21 protein-coding genes are annotated in these 23,631 nt (G+C 39.6%); 6 read left to right on the plus strand and 15 right to left on the minus strand.

What is annotated here, in order from left to right; translation table 11 throughout:
* The 6 genes from ACX0HA_RS06150 to truA all read right to left on the minus strand — a co-directional run.
* Positions 1–991, minus strand: a 991-nt coding sequence (locus tag ACX0HA_RS06150) for a hypothetical protein (RefSeq protein ID WP_458844397.1), incomplete at its 3' end; no start/stop codon positions are given.
* Positions 992–1,009: 18 nt separating this feature from the next.
* On the minus strand, positions 1,010–1,867 hold the full coding sequence (locus tag ACX0HA_RS06155; protein ID WP_458844398.1) for a WD40/YVTN/BNR-like repeat-containing protein: 858 nt from the start codon (positions 1,865–1,867) through the stop codon (positions 1,010–1,012).
* Positions 1,868–1,974: 107 nt separating this feature from the next.
* Positions 1,975–3,363 (minus strand): dihydrolipoyl dehydrogenase, encoded by a 1,389-nt coding sequence (gene lpdA, locus ACX0HA_RS06160; RefSeq protein ID WP_458844399.1) that lies wholly within the window; start codon positions 3,361–3,363, stop codon positions 1,975–1,977.
* A 58-nt stretch (positions 3,364–3,421) separates the two neighbouring features.
* Entirely contained in the window at positions 3,422–3,577 is a 156-nt protein-coding gene (locus ACX0HA_RS06165; protein ID WP_458844400.1) for a hypothetical protein, read from the minus strand.
* A gap of 136 nt (positions 3,578–3,713) precedes the next feature.
* Positions 3,714–5,468, minus strand: coding sequence for an ABC transporter ATP-binding protein (locus ACX0HA_RS06170; protein WP_458844401.1), 1,755 nt, complete (start codon positions 5,466–5,468; stop codon positions 3,714–3,716).
* A gap of 14 nt (positions 5,469–5,482) precedes the next feature.
* On the minus strand, positions 5,483–6,217 hold the full coding sequence (truA, locus tag ACX0HA_RS06175; RefSeq protein WP_458844402.1) for a tRNA pseudouridine(38-40) synthase TruA: 735 nt from the start codon (positions 6,215–6,217) through the stop codon (positions 5,483–5,485).
* A 171-nt stretch (positions 6,218–6,388) separates the two neighbouring features.
* On the opposite strand from truA, the gene ACX0HA_RS06180 reads away from it, so the two are divergent.
* The gene (locus ACX0HA_RS06180; RefSeq protein ID WP_458844403.1) at positions 6,389–6,883 is read left to right on the plus strand and encodes a metallophosphoesterase family protein; all 495 of its coding nucleotides are present in this window, start codon (positions 6,389–6,391) and stop codon (positions 6,881–6,883) included.
* 194 nt (positions 6,884–7,077) lie between these two features.
* On the opposite strand, the gene ACX0HA_RS06185 is transcribed toward ACX0HA_RS06180, so the two are convergent.
* Positions 7,078–7,500: a DUF4293 domain-containing protein gene (locus ACX0HA_RS06185; protein ID WP_458844404.1), complete on the minus strand. Its 423-nt coding sequence runs from the start codon at positions 7,498–7,500 to the stop codon at positions 7,078–7,080.
* A gap of 186 nt (positions 7,501–7,686) precedes the next feature.
* Here ACX0HA_RS06185 and rho point away from each other — a divergent pair, with 186 nt between their 5' ends.
* Entirely contained in the window at positions 7,687–9,564 is a 1,878-nt protein-coding gene (gene rho / locus ACX0HA_RS06190; RefSeq protein ID WP_458844405.1) for a transcription termination factor Rho, read from the plus strand.
* Positions 9,565–9,675: 111 nt separating this feature from the next.
* A complete protein-coding gene (locus ACX0HA_RS06195) occupies positions 9,676–10,782 on the plus strand; it encodes a serine hydrolase domain-containing protein (RefSeq protein ID WP_458844406.1) in 1,107 nt (368 codons plus the stop codon).
* 26 nt (positions 10,783–10,808) lie between these two features.
* Here the strand turns inward: ACX0HA_RS06195 and ACX0HA_RS06200 are convergent, their stop codons facing one another.
* From ACX0HA_RS06200 to ACX0HA_RS06215, 4 genes are all read right to left on the minus strand, one after another.
* Positions 10,809–11,423: a hypothetical protein gene (locus tag ACX0HA_RS06200; protein ID WP_458844407.1), complete on the minus strand. Its 615-nt coding sequence runs from the start codon at positions 11,421–11,423 to the stop codon at positions 10,809–10,811.
* 32 nt (positions 11,424–11,455) lie between these two features.
* Positions 11,456–12,115, minus strand: coding sequence for a hypothetical protein (locus tag ACX0HA_RS06205; protein ID WP_458844408.1), 660 nt, complete (start codon positions 12,113–12,115; stop codon positions 11,456–11,458).
* Positions 12,116–12,256: 141 nt separating this feature from the next.
* Positions 12,257–12,427: a hypothetical protein gene (locus tag ACX0HA_RS06210; protein ID WP_458844409.1), complete on the minus strand. Its 171-nt coding sequence runs from the start codon at positions 12,425–12,427 to the stop codon at positions 12,257–12,259.
* A gap of 173 nt (positions 12,428–12,600) precedes the next feature.
* Complete coding sequence (locus ACX0HA_RS06215) at positions 12,601–13,467, minus strand: bestrophin family protein (RefSeq protein WP_458844410.1); 867 nt, start codon at positions 13,465–13,467, stop codon at positions 12,601–12,603.
* Between the two features lie 325 nt (positions 13,468–13,792).
* On the opposite strand from ACX0HA_RS06215, the gene ACX0HA_RS06220 reads away from it, so the two are divergent.
* On the plus strand, positions 13,793–14,629 hold the full coding sequence (locus ACX0HA_RS06220) for a hypothetical protein (RefSeq protein ID WP_458844411.1): 837 nt from the start codon (positions 13,793–13,795) through the stop codon (positions 14,627–14,629).
* A gap of 857 nt (positions 14,630–15,486) precedes the next feature.
* On the opposite strand, the gene xth is transcribed toward ACX0HA_RS06220, so the two are convergent.
* The 4 genes from xth to recG form a co-directional block, all read right to left on the minus strand.
* Positions 15,487–16,260, minus strand: coding sequence for an exodeoxyribonuclease III (gene xth / locus ACX0HA_RS06225; RefSeq protein ID WP_458844412.1), 774 nt, complete (start codon positions 16,258–16,260; stop codon positions 15,487–15,489).
* Positions 16,261–16,319: 59 nt separating this feature from the next.
* On the minus strand, positions 16,320–18,683 hold the full coding sequence (locus ACX0HA_RS06230) for an AAA family ATPase (RefSeq protein ID WP_458844413.1): 2,364 nt from the start codon (positions 18,681–18,683) through the stop codon (positions 16,320–16,322).
* A 236-nt stretch (positions 18,684–18,919) separates the two neighbouring features.
* Complete coding sequence (locus ACX0HA_RS06235; RefSeq protein ID WP_458844414.1) at positions 18,920–19,711, minus strand: glucose 1-dehydrogenase; 792 nt, start codon at positions 19,709–19,711, stop codon at positions 18,920–18,922.
* Between the two features lie 225 nt (positions 19,712–19,936).
* Positions 19,937–22,036 (minus strand): ATP-dependent DNA helicase RecG, encoded by a 2,100-nt coding sequence (gene recG, locus ACX0HA_RS06240; protein WP_458844415.1) that lies wholly within the window; start codon positions 22,034–22,036, stop codon positions 19,937–19,939.
* 107 nt (positions 22,037–22,143) lie between these two features.
* Between recG and ACX0HA_RS06245 the strand changes: the two genes are divergently transcribed.
* Positions 22,144–22,614 carry a DUF6934 family protein gene (locus ACX0HA_RS06245; protein WP_458844416.1) on the plus strand — a complete coding sequence of 157 codons (471 nt, stop codon included), beginning with the start codon at positions 22,144–22,146 and terminating at the stop codon, positions 22,612–22,614.
* 162 nt (positions 22,615–22,776) lie between these two features.
* Positions 22,777–23,628, plus strand: a complete 852-nt coding sequence (locus ACX0HA_RS06250) for an STAS domain-containing protein (protein ID WP_458844417.1) — start codon at positions 22,777–22,779, stop codon at positions 23,626–23,628.
* Positions 23,629–23,631: the final 3 nt, after the last annotated feature.

A 23,631-nucleotide genomic window follows, 5' to 3' on the forward strand; every position in this document is an offset into this window, starting at 1 on the left:
CTATTAACTTTCCAAGTTTTATAGAAGTGGTTTCAAATAAAAGCCCATTATAATTTATTTGCCATGGCGTGTAATAATATCCCGGTACATAATCAGAATTTTGGATTGTAAGATAAGTTTCGTCTTCAAATTCTATAGCAAGCCTTTGCCAATTTACTGTTGTACTTCTTGTTCCATAATCTTTTTTAAAGGCTTTTTCGATAACTTCGGGAGTCACTTTATTTAAAGAGTCAGCAGCTGTTTTATAAAAACTGTAATCTGCTTTTTCATCAAAATTATATAATCGGTCAGTTGAAATGGGGATTGATATATTTTTTGAATGTGATCTCGCCTTTTGCTCTTTATCGACGATTTTCTTAAAATTTTTAATGTTCTCAGATGTTATTCCTAAATCAGTTATTGTTATTTGTTTTGTTCGGGAAATATCGGTTTCATTTACTATAGCAATCAGTAAATTTTGGTCAATGATATTATCCATTTTTTTGAATGCATTTTCAGGTTCTTTATTTACATGAATAAAATCATTGCCTTTAATGGTGTATTCTCTATTTCTTGCACCATTGTGAAAACATCCCCTGCTGCCTAATTCTACTGAAAATTTCACAGCTTTTTTCCCAAGGAACAATACGGGTGGGAAATTATATAGTGAAGTAGTTTTGTTTTGAAGATCTACAAGGTAAGATTGTTTTGTGACAGGATTATTTATAATTAGTTCTCCATCTAAAACAGATGCATCTGCTATGTATCGTATGTTTGTTTCCATATAACGATACCATCTGTTATTTATCGGATTCAGTTTAAATATTGCATTCTCATCAAAGCCTAAAAGCTCATCATTATATTTTAGCTGTAAATCCGGTTCTTCAATTGTAGTGCCTTCAAGGAGGGTTATCGCTTGGTTGAATTCGTTCTTGTTTATCTTATATATATGCTTATTACTGTAGATAAACAGATTCTCGTTCTTTACAATAATTATTGAGGGATAATCCATCAGTTTCTCTGATGATTGTCATATTGTATTAAAGTTTCTATCTGTAAGTGTAATAGATTTGTCTTTGTTTATAATATATAGGTTGCCATTTTCAGTTACTTCAAAATCAATCGCGTCCGGCAATAGTTTCCAGTTTATAGTTGAAGCATTGGTGGTCAATACGTTGTTAAGTTGTGAAACAATATAATTTTCCCCTAGGATCCTTACTTTATCTATATCAGGCCTTGTATTATAAACATTCTTTATTTTTTCTTGTAATAATGGAGTTGGTATGTTTTCCCATGTCTTACAATTATCTTTTGTTATAGCTATATTCCCTTTATATGAGCTAACTATTCCCGTATTGCCATCATTTAAAAAATATATTGTCTGAACTCTGAAATCGTCAAAACCTGTTACTGCATTATGGCGTTTCCAAGTTATCCCGGTATCTTCAGTATAAAAGATATAATGGCTTGAGCCGCTCATCCATGCTTTACTGCCATGTGCATAAATGGCATCAAGCCAATCATTACCGCCATATTTTATAGTATTCCATGTTTGTCCGCCGTCTTCTGAGCGGTAAATCCAGCCGTCTCCTGAAGGATACTCATTTAAAAGTCCGGATATGATCATTACATTGTCAGAGAAAAAAGTGACTCTTTCAGCAGTACCTTTTATTTCATCCAATGTTGTACCGAAAGGGCCATGCTGCCATTTACTATCAAATTTATTGGTATGGTAGGTATTGCCGCTGCTATTTGCTATCCATATTTGTTCAGATGGAGAAATTCCTATCTCATTAAAACTATAAGAGTATGGTACCACATCCAAATATTCATCTTGCGAATAAGTAGAAGTAATACTAAAAAGCAATAAACCGAATATTTTTCTCATAAAAAGCGATTGGTTCTCAAATATAAAAAAATCCGCTCTGATTGCTCAAAGCGGATTTTATTATTTTGACAGTGGCATAACTGCCAACTGTGACTGTATACTGTATACTATAAATGGATCACTTCATCGTAAGCAGCCGCAGCAGCTTCCATGATAGCTTCACTCATGGTAGGGTGAGGGTGAACCGATTTGATGATCTCATGACCTGTAGTTTCAAGTTTTCTTGCAACAACAGCTTCAGCGATCATGTCAGTAACTCCGGCACCAATCATGTGGCAGCCTAACCATTCGCCATATTTAGCATCAAAGATAACTTTTACGAAACCGTCAGGAGTACCAGCAGCTTTAGCTTTACCTGAAGCTGAGAATGGAAACTTACCAATTTTAAGTTCGTATCCTTTTTCTTTAGCCTGTTTCTCTGTAAGACCAACAGAAGCGATCTCAGGAGTAGCGTATGTACAGCCCGGGATGTTTCCGTAATCAAGCGGCTCTACGTGAAGGCCTGCAATTTTCTCAACACAAAGGATACCTTCAGCAGAAGCAACGTGTGCCAATGCCTGACCCGGTACGATATCTCCGATAGCGTAGTAACCCGGTATGTTTGTCTGGTAGTATGAGTTTACCAATACTTTATCCCTGTCAGTAGCGATACCTACTTCTTCAAGACCGATGTTCTCAATGTTTGATTTGATACCTACAGCAGAAAGAAGGATGTCTGCTTCAAGGATCTCTTCACCTTTAGCTGTTTTCACAGTAGCTTTAACACCAGTACCTGAAGTATCAACTTTCTCTACAGAAGAGTTTGTCATTATCTCGATACCTGACTTTTTAAGCGAACGCTCAAATTGTTTTGATACATCTTCATCCTCTACAGGAACGATGTTTGGCATGAATTCAACGATAGTAACTTTAGTACCCATTGAGTTGTAGAAATGAGCAAATTCAACCCCGATAGCACCTGAACCTACAACGATCATAGATTTTGGCTGCTCAGGAAGCGTCATTGCCTGACGGTACCCGATAACTTTCTTGCCATCCTGAGGAAGGTTAGGAAGCTCACGAGAACGTGCACCTGTAGCGATGATGATATGGTCAGCGCTGTACTCAGTAGTTTTTCCGTCAGCTGCTGTTACGTCAAGTTTTTTACCAGGCTTAAGTTTACCTGCACCTTCAATAACATCAATTTTATTTTTTTTCATTAGGAACTGGATACCTTTACTCATACCGTCGGCTACGCCACGGCTGCGTTGTACTACAGCACCAAAGTCTTTATCAAATTCGTTTACGGTAAGGCCGTAGTCTGAAGCGTGTTTCAGGTAATCAAAAACCTGAGCACTCTTTAAAAGTGCTTTTGTTGGGATACAGCCCCAGTTAAGGCAGATACCGCCAAGGTTTTCTTTTTCCACAATAGCAGTTTTCAATCCTAATTGTGCTGCCCTGATAGCGGCTACATATCCGCCCGGGCCACTTCCTAAAACAATAACATCGTATTTCATCAGTGTATAATTTCTGTATTAATTTGTGCCTACGAAAGTAAGTATAAATTTGGTTATTCTAAAATGTTTCGGTTGATTTGCTTTTGCGATTCTTTATGACAGAATAGATGATTCCGCTATGAGCAAGTATATTTACTGAATATGCAGAAATTGCAATAACAGCGCCATCAGGTGTGTAAAATGGATATGTAGGGTCAATTAGAATTGACGGCATACTTATTAGATCAATTGAAATATGAAATATACTTCCCAGAATACCCGTTGTAAAATTCTCTGTAAGCATTAAAGCTATGACTAATATAGCTTCAAGTATAAAAACAAGGAAAAATATTTTTAAGAATTTCTTCATACTAAGCTTCCTCTTCAGCTACAAACTGCGAATAATAAAGATTCTTATAATATCCTTCAGCACGGTTTATCAGCTCGTAATGTGAACCTGCTTCCACTATGTGGCCTTTGTCCATTACAATGATCTTATCAGCATTTACTACTGTTGCCAGCCTGTGTGCAATAATGATTGACGTTCTTCCTTCAGTGATCTTATCGGTAGCGTTTTGAATCAGTTCTTCAGAGTAGGTGTCGATAGATGATGTAGCCTCATCTAATATAAGTATGCTCGGGTTGCTTACCAGTACACGCAGGAAGGCAATAAGCTGGCGCTGCCCTGAAGAGAGCATCACCCCGCGCTCTTTTACATTGTAATCATAACCTTCCGGCAGGCTCATAATGAAATCGTGCACGCCAATTTCTTTAGCCGCATTGATAACCGTTTCACGGCTGATCGATGGGTCATTCAGCGTAATGTTATTTACTATGGTGTCGGCAAAAAGGAATACATCCTGCAATACGATACCTATTTGTTTTCTAAGGCTTTCAAGCGTGAAGTCATTAATGTCAATACCGTCAATTGATATTTTACCGCTGCTTATTTCGTAAAAACGGTTTAGCAGGTTAATGATAGTTGACTTCCCTGCTCCTGTGGCTCCTACTATGGCAATAGTAGTTCCGGCATCGATCTTAAGGTTTATGCCTTTGATTACTTCTTCGTCTTCAATATAGCTGAAATGTACTTTTTCAAAATCGATCTGTCCTTTAAAATGGCCTGCAACTTTTGTTCCCGGAGTCTGCACAAGATCTTCCATTTCCAGTAGCTCGAACACCCTGTCAGAAGCGATCATACCCATCTGCATCTCGTTGAACTTATCAGCGATCTGCCTAAGCGGGTTAAACAACATACCGATATACATAATGTAGGCAAACATATCTCCCGGCTGTGTGATCGTATCTCCGTTAAGAATACTCAAACCCGCATACCATATCACCATACCCAGTGTCAGTGAAGAAATGGTATCGGCGATGGGGAAGAAGATGGAGTTGTAAAGGATGTTCTTCTGCCAGGCGTCATTATGCTTCTTGTTGATCTCTTTGAATTTTTCATATTCAATATCCTCACGGTTAAATAACTGAACGATACGCATACCCGTTACGCGCTCCTGAATAAATGTATTAAGGTTGGCGACCTGTGTACGTACTTCTTCAAAAGCACCTTTCATCTTTTTCTGGAAGATACGGGTGGCATATACCAGTAGCGGCATTGCCAGCAATACCACAATACTTAGTTTCCAGTTCATGTAGAACATAAAGCCCAGTATCACAACCATTTTTAAAAGGTCACTGACAATCATGAACAGTCCCTGGCTGAAAATTTTAGAAATGGATTCGATATCAAAAACAGTTCGCGTTACCAGTCGGCCTACGGCTTCGTTGTCAAAGAATTTCATCCTGAAGCTGTTGATGTGGGCAAATAGTTTTTCGCGTATGTCTTTCACTATGTCCTGGCCCAGCCAGTTGGCCAGATACACAAAATAGAATTGCGACAGTACTTCAAGCAGCAATACAACAGCCATTAACACAACGTAGAATAAGAGTCCTGACATATCCTTTTTTATAAGATAGTCATCAACCGTTTGTTTAAGCAGGTAAGGCCTTGCTGCTGCAAATAATGAGAGGAATATAGAGAATAATATAACCCATACAAAACGGGCTTTGTAAGGTTTTGCAAATTGCATAACCTTTTTAAACGATGTCGATTTTTTGGCTTTCATAACAAATTGATGGCTTAAAGATACGGATAAATTACCTTGGTAAGATACAATCCATGTGCTGGAACCGAAAATCCTGCCTGGTTCCTGTCCCGGCTCTCAATGATACTTTTAAAGTCTTCGATACTGATTTTTCCGAGTCCTACATTTACTAGCGTTCCTACTATGGCTCGTACCATATTACGAAGAAAACGGTCGGCACTGATAGTAAATACAAGCTTATTTTCGTTTTGTTCCCAACGCGCTTCCATAATATCACAGTTAAATGTCCTGACATCAGTATGCGTTTTCGAGAAGCATTTAAAGTCGGTATAATTAAAGAGCAACTGTGCGGCTTCATTCATTTTTGCAACATCCAGTGGCTGAAAGTTATACCAGCTTCCTTCGTTGTCAAATGCATCCTTATACGTGTGAACATGGTATTCGTAAGTACGGCGCTTAGCATCAAAACGGGCATGGGCATCGTCGTGTAACGGAATAAAGCGATAGACAACAATGTCGGCAGGCAGAAAGGAGTTCAGTCTTTGTACCAGTTTAGGAGTATCTGCAATCTCTTCATGGTCGAAATGAGCAAACATCTGCCTGGCGTGTACGCCGGTATCAGTACGTCCTGCGCCTACAACATCTATCTCTGTTCTAAGCAATGTTGATAAGGCTTTGTTTAAAGTTTCCTGTACTGATGGGCTATGCGGCTGAAACTGCCATCCGCAGTAGTTCTTACCGTTGTATGCAAACTCTATAAAGTATCTCATGAGGCTGCAAAGATAAGAATTAGTGACGAAGTAGTAGAGTTGCAAAGTTGCAAAGTTTTACAGTTACAGAGTGGCAAAGTTTCAGGATTGATTATAATATAGTTTTACACTATAAGCTTTGTGGCGGCTTCCTGACTTTGTAACTTTGCTACTTTGAAACTCCCAATAAAAATGAAAAAAATTCTCCTTCTAAGTGATACCCACAGCCATATTGACGATACGATCCTGAAATATGTACGCCAGGCCGACGAGGTTTGGCATGCAGGAGATATAGGCGACCTTTCGGTTACTGATACACTTAAAAAGGAAAAGCCACTGAGGGCTGTGTATGGCAATATCGACAGCAATGAAGCGCGTCTGGAATTTCCGTTGAACAACCGTTTTATGTGCGAAGGGGTAGATGTATGGATAACGCACATTGGCGGCTATCCGGGCAAATACAATCAGGCAGTAAGGGAGGAGATTACGATGAATCCCCCAAAGCTTTTCATTTGTGGCCATTCGCATATATTAAAGGTACAGTTTGACCAAAAGCTGGGTCTGTTGCATATGAATCCCGGAGCGGCGGGCGTGAGTGGTTTTCATCAGGTGCGTACCATGTTAAGGTTTGAAATTGATGGCGATAAGATACAGAACCTTGAGGTGATAGAAATTGGCAAACGATAATCAGATTTTTAGATTGTTGGATAATTAGATTTAGGCTCTTCTGTAGAGACGTTGCAGTGCAAGATCTTCATAAGAAAGCGAATGATAAATCTGTGTTATTAGAGTAGTTTTTGACTAAAGCAGAAAGTTATAAAAACAAAAAATCCGGATACTATCCGGATTTTTCTACGCACTAATAAACTAAGTTAAAAGGTTTATCTCAATCGGTCTACAGATTTTACGAGGTCCTCATCCTTCTTGATAGCTTTATTGGCTAAGCTTAGAAAAACGATAGAAACAATAGGGAGGAATACCCCAATACCCTTCTCCGAAACCACCTTTTCAGGGTCGGTCTCTCCGGATAAATTGAATAGCCTGATAATAAATAATCCTAATAAAATTATGTTCAATATTATATTCAGCCTGCCCATGACAAACTGATTTTTTCTCTTCTTAAAAGTCATTATGCTCACAATACTAAGCGTAGTACTGAAAGCGAACAATAATACAAAAGACAGGTCACGGATGAAATAATAGTTTTCACCGTTTTTTGTAACCCATAACGGTAGTGCAAACGGTAATATTCCCGTTGCGATTACTGCTATGATAAGATATACTGTTTGTATTCGTTGTAACATTCTGCTGTTATTTGCAGGACAAAAATATGCTTTCTTTTTAAAAAATACTATTGCATACTTAAAAAAAAATTGTAATATTGCAATACCAAATCATAACTGCTTCATTCTGAAGTAGGGGTATCCCCAAAAATTGCTTTCCACCAAAATTTACCAGATTACACTATTTAATTTAACCAAAACGTTTTCATGTTTGATATTTCCGAGTTAAAAGAAATGAAGCTTCCTGAGCTTCAGGAAATTGCAAAAAAAGCAAAAATAAGCAAATACAGAGGTCTTAAAAAAGACGAGTTAGTTTACCAGATATTAGACCATCAGGCCGCAAATCCGGCAACTATAAAACCGCTTTTTGAAGAAACAGTCCCTGCATCTGTTCAGGAAACTCCGGCACAGCCTGCTGAAAAAGCTAAAAGGGCAAGAATTGTTGACGGACCTCCCAAAGTGGTTCCTCAAAAGAAAGCAATTCCGGCTAAAGAAGCGGCACCACAACTGCCTTTGACAGATACACCTGCCGAAGTTCCTGCGGTTAAACCGGAATTCAAAAAACCGGCAATTATAAAAAAAGTTGCAGATGTGGCAGAAGTTACTGGCGAACAGGCACAGGAAGCTGCTCCGGCTAAAATAATACCGAAGCCTAAAAGTACGGCTGAAAATGAAGATAATGGCAGGAAAAATATACCTGTAAAGGATAAACCGCAAGCAGCGGATGGTAAAATTAGCAGGCCTCAGAAGCCTCAGTTAACCGAGGAGGAAAGACTTGCGCAGATTGAGAGGGCTAATGCAAATAACCCAAATCATCCAAGTTATAAGGGTAACCTTAATAAGGACAATACCCAATCTGCGGGTGAAACGCCTACTATACAAACAGCAGCAGCAATTGCACCGGCTCCTAAACCGGTTCAGAATGCTTCTCATAATAAAAAACAAAACTTCCGTGAACCTGATTATGAGTTCGACGGAATTATAGAAAGCGAAGGCGTTCTTGAAATGATGCCGGACGGTTATGGTTTCCTTCGTTCTTCTGACTACAACTATCTTGCATCTCCCGATGATATTTACCTTTCCAATTCACAGATACGCCTTTTCGGACTTAAGACCGGAGATACAGTAAAAGGAGTGGTTCGCCCGCCAAAAGAAGGCGAAAAATATTTTCCGCTTGTTAAGGTAAACAAGATCAACGGACACGATCCGCAGGTAGTGCGTGACAGGGTTTCTTTCGAGCACCTTACACCACTTTTCCCTGAAGAAAAATTCAACCTTGCCGACAGGCAAAGCACTATATCAACAAGGATTATCGATTTGTTCTCACCTATAGGTAAAGGACAAAGGGGTATGATCGTTGCACAGCCTAAAACGGGTAAAACAATGCTTCTTAAAGACATTGCCAACTCAATTGCGGCTAACCACCCTGAAGTTTATCTTATCGTACTGCTAATTGACGAGCGTCCTGAAGAGGTTACCGATATGCAGCGCAGCGTTAGGGGAGAAGTTATCGCTTCTACCTTTGATGAGCCTGCGGAGCGTCACGTAAAAGTGGCTAACATCGTGCTTGAAAAAGCAAAACGTCTTGTAGAGTGCGGACACGATGTTGTTATCCTTTTAGACTCGATTACACGTCTTGCAAGGGCTTACAATACGGTTCAGCCGGCGTCGGGTAAAGTATTAAGTGGTGGTGTTGATGCCAATGCATTACAGAAACCAAAACGTTTCTTTGGTGCGGCACGTAACATCGAAGGCGGTGGTTCATTAAGTATCATTGCTACAGCACTTACCGATACCGGATCTAAAATGGACGAGGTTATCTTTGAAGAATTCAAGGGTACAGGTAATATGGAGCTTCAGCTTGACAGGAAAATCGCAAACAAACGTATCTTCCCTGCTATCGATCTTACCTCTTCAAGTACAAGAAGGGATGACCTTCTTCTTGATCCTAAGACCATACAGCGTATGTGGATCATGAGAAAATACCTTGCGGATATGAACCCGGTTGAAGCAATGGACTTCATCAACGAACGCTTCAAAAAAACAAGGAACAACGAAGAGTTCCTTATCTCAATGAATGATTAACATTTAGTACTTATATATGAAATGAAGCCCACTTTTAAGTGGGCTTTTTATTTACTGTATTTCTCACATCAATCATATTTTTATCCATATTTGTGTACTAAACTACTTTTCATGAAAAGAAACTTTACTATTGTTTTTGGCTTGATGCTGACTCTGCTTCTTTCATCTTGCAAAATGGGGCGCTTTGTATATTATAATTTTGCCAATATCACCGATCATAAAATTTTCCCTTCAAGACCTTTGCATAACGACTCTGTAAAATTTCATTTTGCAACTGCGGCAGTTCCTTACGCACCTAAAAAGGCGCAGATGGGCGACAAAGAGATTACTTTTGAAGAATACCTTACACTAACAAAAACAGTATCATTTGTTATCATAAAAAATGATACAATTCAATACGAAAATTATTTCAATAACTACAGCAGGGAATCTATTGTAGCCTCATTTTCGATGGCGAAATCGGTTACGTCCATTCTCATAGGTTGTGCCATTGATGACGGTTATATAAAATCTGTTGATGAGCCTGTAATTAACTATGTTCCTGAGCTTAAAAAGAACGGCTTTACCGAAACGCTCACCATTAAGCATGTGCTTCAGATGATGAGCGGGATAAAATTTGAAGAAAGCTATTCTAATCCTTTTGGCGATGCTGCTACATATTATTACGGAACGAATCTGAGAAAGGCCATTAGTAAAATGAAACCTTTACATGAGCCGGGCAAAAACTTTGAGTATAGTAGTGGCGATACTCAGCTTCTGGGACTAATACTGGAACGCTCATTAAAGGGTAAGACCATAACCTCATATCTTGAGGAAAGAATATGGAAGCCGATCGGTATGGAATATGATGCTTCATGGAGCCTTGACAGAAAGAAAGATGGACTTGAGAAAACATTCTGCTGCCTTAACGCAAGGGCTTTGGACTTTGCCAAACTCGGAAGGCTTTATTTGAACAAAGGTAATTGGAATGGTAAACAGATAGTGTCTCAAAAATGGGTTGAGGAATCTACCGTGGCTGAAAAAGGCCCTAACGATGTAAATTACTATAAGTACCAATGGTGGTTGCCGTCAACGAATGGCGATTTTATGGCTGAAGGCATCTTAGGGCAGTATATTTATGTTAACCCTGCTAAAAAACTTATTATCGTTCGTTTAGGAGAAAAAAAAGGTACCAACGAATGGGAAAGCCTGTTTCAGGCTATTGCAAATAAATATTAAAAAAAGGCTCACAATGTGAGCCTTTTTTATTGTCCTGCTGCAGCAGGTTTATGTGTCTTGTCAACTGTGGTAGTGGTGCAACTTTCGTTATAATAGCCTACCATCTCTACAAGGGTGCTTTTATTGAATTCACCAGTGTCAAGGCGGTCAGTAATGCCCTGGCACTGAAAATAGGCTGCTATTTTCTTTTTATTGGTCAGAACGGCAAATTCTTTTTCTGTACTTCTCTTGGCTCTAAGGTTTTTAGGCATTGGAAGCAGGAGTTTGTCTGATTTTGTATCCCAAACAGTTGCGGCTTCAGCATAGATAGTGATCTCTCCGGATTCAACAATTTGAAAAAGTGAAGCCTGTGTGCCATCTATATAGGTAACTGTAATATATTCAAAGGTTTGGGGTTCGCCAAGATCATGGAATACAATTTTAGTAACTGTTTCTTCATCCCATAAATCAGGTTCTTCATCTTGGGAAACCCTGAATGAAATTTTATCTTTAGCGAGTCCGTAGAAAGACTCTTTAATGAATTTTATGGATGCGAAACCGCTAACGTCGGTTCCGTCATGGAAGTACATGGTAGCTTCATGATCCTGTGCAAAGGCGGCAAGTCCCTGAAACATAAGTAGTAATATCAGTAGTTGTCTCATAGTCTGATTGGCTTAGAGACAAATATAATACACTATTCCTTTATAACCATAATCGAAGCTTTAAATCCTGTGGCAAGATTCCACTGGTTTGACATCAATTGTTTGTCAGTGTCATCATACACAGTGAATTGGGCTGTATTTGGACCCGAAGTTCCCTGGTTCATGGCCTCAAACTCTATTTTGTTAAAGCCCGGCTGAAGTGCAATCTGCAGCGCTTTACTGTTGTTGGTAAGCATAAATTCAGGGATAACAACCTTATCGTTTATCAAAACGCGTATCCTGTCGCCGTCTTCAAGGCCGTAATCGGCTGAGTATATGGTGAAATAGTTGGCCTTTGTGCGTAATTCGCCAAAACTCTGGTTACCGCGATAGGCCACATTTGACTCCCCTTTTCGTTGTACGCTTTGGTTTACTTTGTCCTCATATTCAGTACCCCTGTTAACGAATTCCTCCTTTTTGATCATGCTGAATTCTTCCGTTTTCTTGGTTAAATCGGTGGCATTGTAGGTTTTAGACGGAGGCATTACTGTCGATGGCAAGTCAGTCTTAGCTGGAATAGGCGAAGACTTAACTGTCGACTTACTCTTAGGAATGGCAAGTCCGCCCATAGGGTTATCTACCTGAGCAAAAATTCCTGTTCCTGAGGTAATTATGAATAAGAATATAATGTATTTAAAGTAGCGTCTGTGCATAAAGTCGTTCCTTTTTAAAGGGTATCTTACAAAACTAACCAAAATTTTAAGAATTTATTGCAATTTACGTGCCAACCTTCCTTATTTGTTGAGTTTTGAAGAGGATAAAAAGGTTTTGATTTGCTTTAATATGTTGAAATTCTATTTGTTACGTCCGGTTCTGCTCTTTTCGGCGTTCCAGTCATCGGTGCTTTTATTGCGGTCGCGGTCGTCTTCGCGGGTGAGTTCCCCGTCTTTTGAATAATGTGCGTTATTACTTACGTTATCGTCTGCGGAAGTTTTTCCTTCAGACGGTTTTTTTTCGTCGTTCATAGCTCTGATTTTAATTCTTAAAGTTATAAACTATGTTTTGTATTTCTGTTAAAAACGTAATAAATCATTCTTAACGTAAATCGCGTGAGGGATGGCAGCGGCATCCCCGGAGCGAAGCGCAGGGATACAGCGAACAGCCCGACCGCAATGCAATGGAGGGCACGCCCAAAGCCTTAATATAAAAGTTCCTCTACATTTTTGGCGATATTTTCGGCTATCCTGGCAGTAGGCAGGTCGTTGGGGTCGTTACCGAAAGGATCTTCTATCTCTTCGGCAATAAGCTCAAGGCTGGCAAGCACATAAAAGATGAATACCACTACCGGGATAACATAGTACCCCAGCTGGAACACATAGCCAAAGGGCAGCGTGATCACGTATGCAAAGATGAACTTCTTGATAAAGGCACTGTATGAGTAGGGAATAGGCGTGTTCTTGATGCGTTCGCAAGCCCCGCAGATATCGGTAAACGACTGTACTTCGGCATTTAATATGATAAGCTGCTCACCGCTTATTTTACCGGCAAGGTAAAGATCGTTGAGCTTTGCCATAATGGTTTTGGCAATCTGGTTGGGTTTGTGTTTGTAATGATCGGCCGAAAGGGTTGCATCGTCAAACAGCTCATGGCTGATGTCGGCATTCTTAAGGTGCAGGTTCAGTACCGACGCATAACCCCCTATAAGCTTACGCAGCAGCTCTTTATCTTCTTTGTCTTTAAGCATTACAGCAAGCTTCAGGGCAAGGTTACGGCTGTTGTTTACCAATGCACCCCACATCCGGCGGCCTTCCCACCAACGGTCGTAAGCCGTATTGGTACGGAAAACAAGCAATAATGAGATCACGAATCCGAGCATGGTATGCATAACAGTAATATTCTTTACATGGCTGGTTTGCGCAAGATTGAACACCTCCATCTCAAGGTATGCTACAACTGCTGCGTAAACGCTGATACCTGCCATTATAGGCAAAAGCTTAAGGAATGTATCACCTTTATGAAACCTGAAAATAAACGAAAACCACTCTTTGGGATTATAGGATATCATGTTGTCTTATTTCTTTATTTTTAACAAATTCTTTACGAAATTAATATTGCACTTTTCGTTCTCAAAACGCCATTTTCGTGCGTAAAATTAAATCGTGTAAAGTATTGATTATCAGTACTTAAATTTTTAATGTTGCACTTTACGTTTTTTTAGCGAAAGCAGACAAATTTAGAAAAAATCCTTTACGAAAAAACAGCATCATCTTGCTGAAAGAAACGTTTCAGTAAAATCTTTGGAAAGCAGCTTACCTTTGCAAAATGATTTCGTTTGACATACTATTCTGCCGTAAGATTTGTTTTATATTTATAGAATTAAAAAGTATTCCATGCTAAAACAAATTGCTACTACATTTTTAATCCTGTTTTCGTTTACCATGATGGGACAGGATTTTGCGAAGATCGAAAAAGAGATCAAATCCCTTTCAGGTGAGACTATAAAAGCCTATTGGGAAGCACTACAAAGTTTTGATCAGTCAAACATTAATAGCGGGTCGGAAGATGTAGCGAAAAATGCTATTGTAAATAATTACAAAACAGCCGTTTTGATACACTATCATGGCTACCCTGTCGTTAAGGAGTATGATTATCCTGCCTATGTTACACCGTGGCTCACCTGGATACATTGTCCGTCGGGCGCACTGAAGCAGTACACGTTTCCCATCATCCTTGAGGGGCGTGACAAACAGCAGCTGCCTGAAGGCCGTTTTCCGGACTATTATGTAGGCGGTATGCTACTCGATATTTACGGACTTGACATGGTATATGATGAAGATTTCCATACCAATGGCGCTTCGCCTGTTACCCGTTTCCTTTACAGGATGGAGGAAGACAGGCACGAAATTAACCTGAAAGAACTTCAGAAGCTTTCGGAAGATGCGATAAAGCTCACGAAACCACAAACCATTATGGAGATTGGCAAATGGGAAGTGCTGCAGCATGATACCAAAACTTATTTCAGTATTGGGAAAATAAAGAAAGATTTTTATCTGGTCTACCATACCGAAACGGGCCGCAGGCATTATTCAAGGATAAAGTATACCGGCAAGAACACCTATGATTTTGTAGAGGGCTATGGTTTCTACAGCCTTATTATGGATGGCACGCTGCAATTTCGCGACCATACCGGCAAAATTGTTAAGACATTACAGCCGGTGAAGATTTAGCTACTCCCTCTCCATGGAGAGCGTTGGGGTGAGGCCTCAACCTAAAAGGCAGGCCTTCCTAAAAAGCCTGCCTTTTGTGTTCAAAACCTGATGATCTCGTCCAGGTGCGTAATGGTATACGCCAGTGCCGAAACGGTTAATCGCAGGTTTCTCATGAACGAATGAGCTTTGGGGGCATTTCTCATAAGCGTTACTTTTTATAAATTGTTATACCCAAATATATTCAGCTAAAACGATATATGAAACTAATTGAGGTAAAAAGGCTGTTTTATGCGGTGGAAAAAAAGAATCCCCTCCGTATGACGGGAGGGGATACATAACCAATAGATCCTTACAAACTATAAATTATTATAGCGCGAGATAAAGATAGTCTGATATTTAATGATTTATGTTGTAGTTTAAAGCAGGGAAGTTATAAGATTGTGTTTTAAGAGAGATGTTAGATATTAGAATTGAGATGTTAGACAGCTTCACTGTGTCGGTTTGTCATTCTGAGTGGAGCGAAGCGGAATCGAAGAATCTCTGATACTATCACGACCTAATTTTTAGATTCTTCACTTCACTGCGTTACGTTCAGAATGACAAAATACATGCTTATTCATTTTCAAAAGCAAGAGTGAGCGGGTAGGAGTGTTCCCCTTCTCCTTTGGAAAGGGGTTAAGGGGGAGGACTATTGGGAAAGAGTAGGATTCCCCTCCTTTGGAGGGGTGGCTGAAAGCCGGGGTGGTTATACCATAATTTTTGCCAGTATAATTAACCACCCCGCCCTATGGGCACCCCTCCAAAGGAAGGGAAACCTATCAACTCGAAAATTTTCAAAAGAACATTTACGGCAAGAGTGAGCTATCTGACAACTATCAACCAATCTCTATCCACACCGGGGCATGGTCGCTGGTCTTTTCCCAACCGCGTACGTGGCGGTCGACCTTCGCATCTTTAAGTTTGTCCACCAGTTGCGGACTCAACAGGAAATGGTCGATGCGCAATCCGGCGTTGCGGCCATAGGCATCGCGGAAGTAATCCCAGAAGGTATATATGGTTTCGGTGGGGTAGAGGTGACGTATGGCATCTGTCCAGCCCTGTGCGACAAGATTATGGAAAGCAGCACGGGTCTCGGGCCTGAAGAGTGCATCGTCTACCCAGCGTTCGGGTTTGTAAACATCGAGTTCGGTAGGCATGACGTTGAAGTCACCCAACAGTATCACGGGAATATTAAAGTCAAGCAGGGCTTTAGCACGTTTGGTAAGGCGTTCGAACCACTTTAGCTTATAGTCGAATTTAGGCTCCGGTGCAGGGTTGCCATTCGGCAGATACAGGCAGCAGATGAGAATACCTTCCACCATACACTCTAGGTAACGGCTCTGCAGATCTTCGGCATCTCCGGGCAGCGCACGGCCTACTTCCTTAACGTCCATACCGGTTTTGGTAAGAATGGCGACACCGTTCCATTGTTTTTGCCCGTGCCACACGGCATCATAGCCCGCTTTGTTGATGTCGTCTACAGGAAACTTCTCCTGCGGGGCTTTCAGCTCCTGAAGGCATACGATATCAGGCTGTGCCTCGCCAAGCCACTTTAGCAGTACCGGAAGCCTGCCGTTTACCCCGTTTACGTTATAGGTTGCGATTTTCATAACGGGAAGGTACGAAGAGGTTGTCAGTTTATGATTAAAGTTAACAGATTTTTAGATTGTCATTCTATTTGGTTTTCAACTATAGGAGTTACACTTTCTATTAATGCTTGATATTGATCTGGATCAATTGTATTAATTCTTTCCATAACTGCTTTTGATACAAGATGTATAGCTTCTGAATCAATTGGTTCTAATCCTCTTTCAAAATTATCTCCTAAGTGGGAATATTCATTAATAACTCTATTGATTAAACTTATTGATATTGTATCATCTGCAAAAAACTTGGTTAATCTCTGATTTAGATTTAATTTATGACTTGGATATTTATAAAATAGAAAAGCCTCTAAAAACTTACGCATGTTGTTTCCAAAGTTATATTCAAAATCATGCGATATAGTCTCTTTATCTGAAATTGAACATTGATAAATTTGATTAAAGAGATAATTAAATTCTGTAATGTAATTTCTAAGATACTCTGGAGACATTGCAAGCTGAGCTATTGTCCTATTTTTTCTTTCTAAAATGAAATTTGCTAATCCAGGAATATTTTTTCCTGAAGGTGTGAATTTGTACTTATCTGGTTCAGTTAATTTTCTTAAGTATTTTAAAAAGTCTAGGTTGTGAGTTGATATGAAGAGTTGAAGATATTTTTTTGGTTTTGCAATTATAGCTTCAATTAGACTAAAGATGAAAAATATGTGATTATTATCTAAACTAGAGATAGGGTCATCTATATAAATTATTAAATTATTACTAGCTTCAACTTTTAGTTCGTCTTCAAGCTTTGCGATAAAATAACAAAAAGAAATTAAACTACTTTCTCCTTCACTTAAATTAGTAGCCTTTACGTCATTTCTAATTATTTTAAATTTTATATTTGGAGATTCACCTTCAGCAACTAATTTTAGTTCTTGATGACCAAAAAAATGGGTTAAATATTGATTGACAAGTTCTGCTCCTTTGCTCTCATCTTTTGCTTGGGCTTCAAGTTTTCTTTTTTCTTCAGTTAATGTATTAACTTTTTCCGATAGATTGTTTTTTTGTGTTTCAAGTTCTTTTACAACTTCTTCAAGTAATTCTATATCACCAATTTTTTCTGAATAATCAATATCACTAATATATCGAGCCACTTCAGAATACCTAAGTAGTTTTTTTGCATCATCTTGATCGGTTGAAAGTGACTCTGTTCTTGAATTATTTTCATTTATAATCTTATTAAACTCTCCTAGCAGTTTTAGAATATCTTCTGAGTTGTCGTTTATAATTGGAAGTTGAACCTTAGTAAAAATGTCTTTATTTCTTTGATCTAAATTTTCTATTAGAATATCAATGTTATTGGAATACAATAATGATAAAGTTTCCCATGATTTTTTTAAAGAATCATATTTTTCATGTAAGGTTACATAAAAGCTATCTTTTGTAAGACTAATGTATTTTGCAAGTTCTTGTTTCGCAATTTCTAATGTTTCTATTTGTTTTTTAATATTTACTCTTAGTTCTTCTGATTCTTTACTGAAGTGGTCGTCAAGCTTTTGCCATATATCAGAGGGTAATGTGCTTCCACAAAAACCACATTTATCTCTTGATTTATTTCTATCAATCCCTTGTCTAACCCATTCTTGCAAAAGACTGTCATTAATCAAATCGGTTAAGGGTTGAGTTGGTCTAATTTCTTTTTCGAGTAATTCTTTTGTAGTTATTAAATAAGAGTCAAAATTTGGTTTCGATTCTAGTAATAACTCAACATTTGGTTTTGATTCTTCTTTTAATAATTTTTTATACTCAAATACTTTTTCGGAGGGAAGGATTGAAGGTTTAGATTCAATCTCTTTTTTTATATAAGTTATCTGGTATGTAGGAAAACCATAAGTAGAATCATTTTTAATTTCGACTGCTTTGGTTCTAAGTTTATTGTCTATATCTGTTTTATTGGCGTCATATTGTCTTTTTGTGTTTTGATATTCGTTGTTTTTATTTTGCAATTCAAAATACAAACCTTTATTTTCTTCAATTTTACCGAGCTCGTCATTTATATCATTTATCTGTTTTTCAATTTCAACATTCTTTGCACCTAAAATTGTAAAAGGTACAATACTACCATCATCATTATGTAGCCAACTTAAATTTTCTTTGACAAAATCAGTATTGTATACTCGGATTGTATTGGTGTTGAATTCCTGAATATTACTTTGGGTAACAATAGTCTCATCATAAAATGTTAATGAAAAATCTGCATCCTCGTATTGGCTATGCAGAGATTTATTTTCTAAACATCGTATGATTCTAGAAAGAGTTGTTTTGCCTACATAATTTCTACCATATATAATGTTCAATTTTCTAAATCCTTCATTTGGACCTATTACAGACTTCCATGCGTATTTGTCGAATACACCAAATTTCTGAATATCAATTTTTTTAATCATACAATTAGATTTAAAATAATTATTATCTACTTCAGATATAATAAACATAACAAAATATGGAAAATTAACCGAATAAAAGCTACGTATAATTACCTGATTTTCTGAAGTAAGTAAAATTACAAGGGATAGATTGCCACGTCGTACCTCCTCGCAATGACAGGCACGATTTTACAAACTTCACTTAAAAACAAAACCCCGAAGACAATCTCCGGGGTTTATAATTCTTTGTGGTGTGGTTATGAGTTACCGTACAGGTTAGACTCACCACCATCTATGGCTATGGTCTGGCCGTTTACGTACTGGCAGTCGTCGCTAAGCAAAAAGGCAACCAGCTTGCCAACTTCTTCCGGTTTACCGAGGCGTCGGGTAGGGTTGCGCTGTGCATATTCTTTTTCGGCAGCAGCAGGGTCTTGTGGGTTTACCTGCTTAAAGGCGCCTGCCACCATTGGGGTTAAGATCGCTCCCGGCGCAATGGCATTGGTAAAAATATTGTCTTTACCGTACTCAATCGCGGCATTTTTTGTCATACCCGAAACGGCATGCTTACTCGCTACATACGGCATTTGGTTTACAACTCCTCTTATACCACCTACAGAAGCTACATTCACGATCTTTCCGCCACCGTTTCTCTGCATGGCTGGGATAACGTGTTTAAGTCCGTAATACACACCCAGCAGGTTAATGTCAATGACCTTTTTAAAGACTTCAAGGTCGTAGTCCACAAGTGGAGCCTGTTTACCTTCTATACCGGCATTGTTGTAAAAGCCGTCTATTTTTCCAAACTCGGAAATGGTTTTAGCTACATAGTTCTTTACAGCGTCCTCGTCAGAAACGTCAGCTACTACAGTAAGTATTTTTGCATTTGGCGCAGTTGTAAGTATCTCTTCTTTGGCTTTATTTAAAGCTTCTTCGTTATAATCTACCAGCGTAACGTTTGCGCCTCTTTCGGCAACAATTTTAGATGCGGCAAGGCCTAAACCCATACCGGCTCCGGTAATGACTACCGTTTTTCCATTAAATGTACTCATGATGTATAATTTTGTTTTTCCTAAAATTACGAACCACAAAACGCGGCAAAGGTTAACGCCCCGTTAATTAACGGAATAATTGCCATAGCTGTACCATAGCTTTTATTTTAAACAGAATAATGAAGTGTAATACAAAATTCAATAAGGATTGTATTGGATTTTAAAAGCGAAGCGTTGAAATTAAAGGGAATGAGTAAGCAACTGTTAACTGTCAACTGAAAACTGTTAACTAATGTAATTCCAAATATTCTTCTTCTTGCTAATTTCGAGGAAGGCAAGGCGTAGGGCGGTGTGTTCGGGTTTTGCCAGGGCGGCATCGTCCTTTAAAATTTTAATAGCATATTGGCGTGCCAGCTGTAGTATGTCGCGGTCACGAACGAGGTCGGCAATCTGCAGGTTCAGTACACCGCTTTGCTGCGTACCCATAATGTCGCCGGGGCCGCGCAGCTTAAGGTCAACTTCGGCAATCTCAAAGCCGTCGTTGGTACGGCACATTGTTTCCATGCGTATCTTGCTGTCGTTGCTCAGTTTCTGCCCCGTCATCATAATGCAGTAGCTTTGCTCGGCACCTCGGCCTACACGTCCGCGTAACTGGTGCAGCTGCGAAAGCCCAAAACGCTCGGCGCTCTCTATAATCATCACACTGGCATTGGGTATGTTTACGCCCACCTCAATAACGGTGGTGGCAACCATAAGGTTGGTTTTGCCTTTGGCAAAGCGCTCCATCTCGCTGTCTTTTTCAGAGGGTTTCATTTTTCCGTGTACGATGCTCAGGCTGTATTGCGGCAGCGGGAAGTCGCGCGAAATGCTCTCGTAACCGTCCATCAGGTCTTTGTAGTCCATTTTCTCGCTTTCCTGTATCAACGGGTAAACGATGTATATCTGTCGGCCTTTGGCGATTTCCTCTTTCAGGAAAGCCCAAACCTTTAGTCGGTTGCTGTCGTAACGGTGAACGGTCTGTATGGGTTTACGTCCCGGAGGCAGCTCATCGATAACCGAGATATCCAGATCGCCATACAGGCTCATCGCCAGCGTACGGGGGATAGGCGTGGCGGTCATGACCAGCACGTGCGGCGGAATCTCATTCTTATGCCACAGCTTACTGCGCTGCTCCACACCAAAACGGTGCTGTTCGTCAATAATTGCCAGTCCAAGGTTCTTGAATTGCACCTTGTCTTCGAGCAGGGCATGGGTGCCTATAATAATATGCAATTCCCCCGATTCCAACTGTTCGTGTATGATCCTGCGTTCGGCAGTTTTGGTGGAACCGGTCAGTATCTTAATGTTGATTCCCAGCGGGGCAGCCAACTCACTCAATCCAAAGAAATGCTGGTTGGCAAGGATTTCAGTTGGAGCCATTAAACACGCCTGGAAACCGTTGTCGAGAGCCAACAGCATACTCATCATGGCTACTATTGTTTTTCCTGAGCCTACGTCCCCCTGTAGTAATCTGTTCATTTGTGCAGGCTGACCCATGTCGTTTCGTATCTCTTTGAGTACGCGTTTTTGGGCTCCTGTCAGTTCAAACGGCAGGTGATTGTTATAGAAGTTGGTAAAGTAGTCGCCTACCTTATCAAACGGGTTTCCTTTTATCTTATGCTTACGGATAAGGTTCTTGGTGATCAGCTGCAGTTGTATGAAGAACAGTTCCTCAAACTTAAGCCTGAATTGCGCTCTCGCCAGTAAGTCCTGGCTCTTCGGGAAATGTATATTGAACAGTGCGGCGTTCTTGGGAATCAACTGCAATTCATTGACCAGATGCCCGGGCAGTGTCTCGCTGAACAAGGCCTGCGTCTCAATGAAAAGCTGCTGCATAATTTTGTTCACCACCTTGTTAGTAATGCCACGTTGTATCAGTTTCTCTGTTGATGGGTAGATAGGCTGCATGGCGCTGCGTAGACTCTGTTCGTGTTCGGTGAGGAGTTCCATCTCGGGATGCGCCATGTTGAAAACGCCATTAAACGAACTTGCTTTACCGAATACCACATACGGCACGTTGATTTTCAGGTTCTCACGTATCCATTTCTGGCCCTGGAACCATACGAGTTCCATTTCGCCGGTGCCATCGGTAAAGGTGGCTACAAGACGGGTACGCTTTTCTCCAACGGACTTAAGATTTATCACCTTACCAACTACCTGAACCTCGCTGTTGCTGTTCAGCAGCTCGTTGATCTTGTAATAGCGTGTACGGTCGATGTATCGGTTAGGGAAAAGGTTTATGAGGTCGCCATATTTATGGATGCCCAACTCTTTCCGGAGCAGCTCACCGCGTGCCGGACCCACACCTTTCAGGTATTCTATGGGAGTTTCGAGTAGGTTGTTCATGTATGGCTTATAGATTGAAGTACGAAGGTAAGAAAGCGGCGCTAACTATCCAACTATCTAAAAATCTAATCATCCAATAACCGGAAATTAAGCCGTACCTTGTGAAAATGGACACATCTAAATATGATCTCTCAGCTAATATCGACTTTACCGTCTTTGAATTTACCAGCACCGGTAAGAACGGGAGTATACATAAGGCAGTAAAGTATTCCAAAACGCTCAATGAGAACGTGTACAATCTTGGCTTTGGTGATATCATTTTCAGTAATGAGGTAACAGGCGAGGTAGAAGTAGACGATACCGGCCAAAGTAATAATGACGACTTTGAAATGATCATTAATACTGTGGTTTACTCCGCGTATATCTTCAGCTCTTTTCATCCTGAAGTTTATATGCTCTTTGGGAGTGTCAATACTACCAAAATGCGCCTGTACCGGATGTTTCTTTCCCGTAACCTTTCTCAGATATATAAAAGCTTCATCTTGTTTGGAGCTATTCATAACAAACAGGGCCAACTCATCAATATCCCATTTATTGCATCACAGGATGTAGAAGGGTATTTTGTAAAGAGAATTTAAATATTTAACGAAGATTGGAGTGTCTTAAGTTATAAGGAAATCTGTATTAAAAATAACATATTAGAAAATCAAAGAGGTATCTTTGTGAGAATGTGCATACCTAAATTGAGGATGACTCTTATTAAAAAATCAGTTAACTAATTTTAGAAACGACTATTACTAATGGAAGATAATTCAGTAAAAATTTTGAAAGAAAAAAAAGATGCCATACTTGAACTTTGGGTTACCAAACAAATGGCTCAGGACAGTTACTTTAACGCAGACGACCAAAAAGAAGATTCTGAGGATTTCGTCAGTGCTTTCTTAAGTGCTTTAAACGACGCTAATATTGATGATCAGAATTCAAGGTCGTTCGAAAAGGTTCACGATATCCTTATGGGTATTTCTGTCTCAAGGGCAAAAAGAGGATTTTCGCCAAGGGAAACAGGAGTGTACATGTTTACATTTAAGGAGGCTCTTTTAGAGACGCTTGCAAGTGATATTACCGATCCTGTAAGGCTTTATGAAGACAGCCTGAAAATAAGCAAGATCATAGACAACATGGCTATCCTTACTTTTGAAGGTTTTATTAAAGGTCGTGAAGATGTTATTTCAAGGCAGACAGATGAGATTACTGAAATTTCTACTCCTGTAATACGTGTATGGGATGGTGTTGTTGCACTTCCTATTATCGGTACGCTTGACAGCGCCAGAACTCAGGTAGTTATGGAAAACCTGCTTCAGCAAATAGTTGATACCGGCAGTACCATAGCAATTCTTGATATTTCGGGTGTACCTGCGGTAGATTCACTGGTAGCACAGCACCTTATAAAAACGGTAAGCGCTACAAGATTATTAGGTGCAGAATGTATCATTAGTGGTATCAGACCTGAAATCGCGCAGATCGTGGTGCATTTAGGTATCGATCTGTCTAACATCATAACTAAATCTACATTGGCGAGTGCGCTGCAAACAGCATTTAACATGCTACAGCTTGAAGTGAATAAAAAGAAAGGCAATTTTATAAACAACTAGATT

This window comes from Flavobacterium hauense, assembly GCF_054457175.1.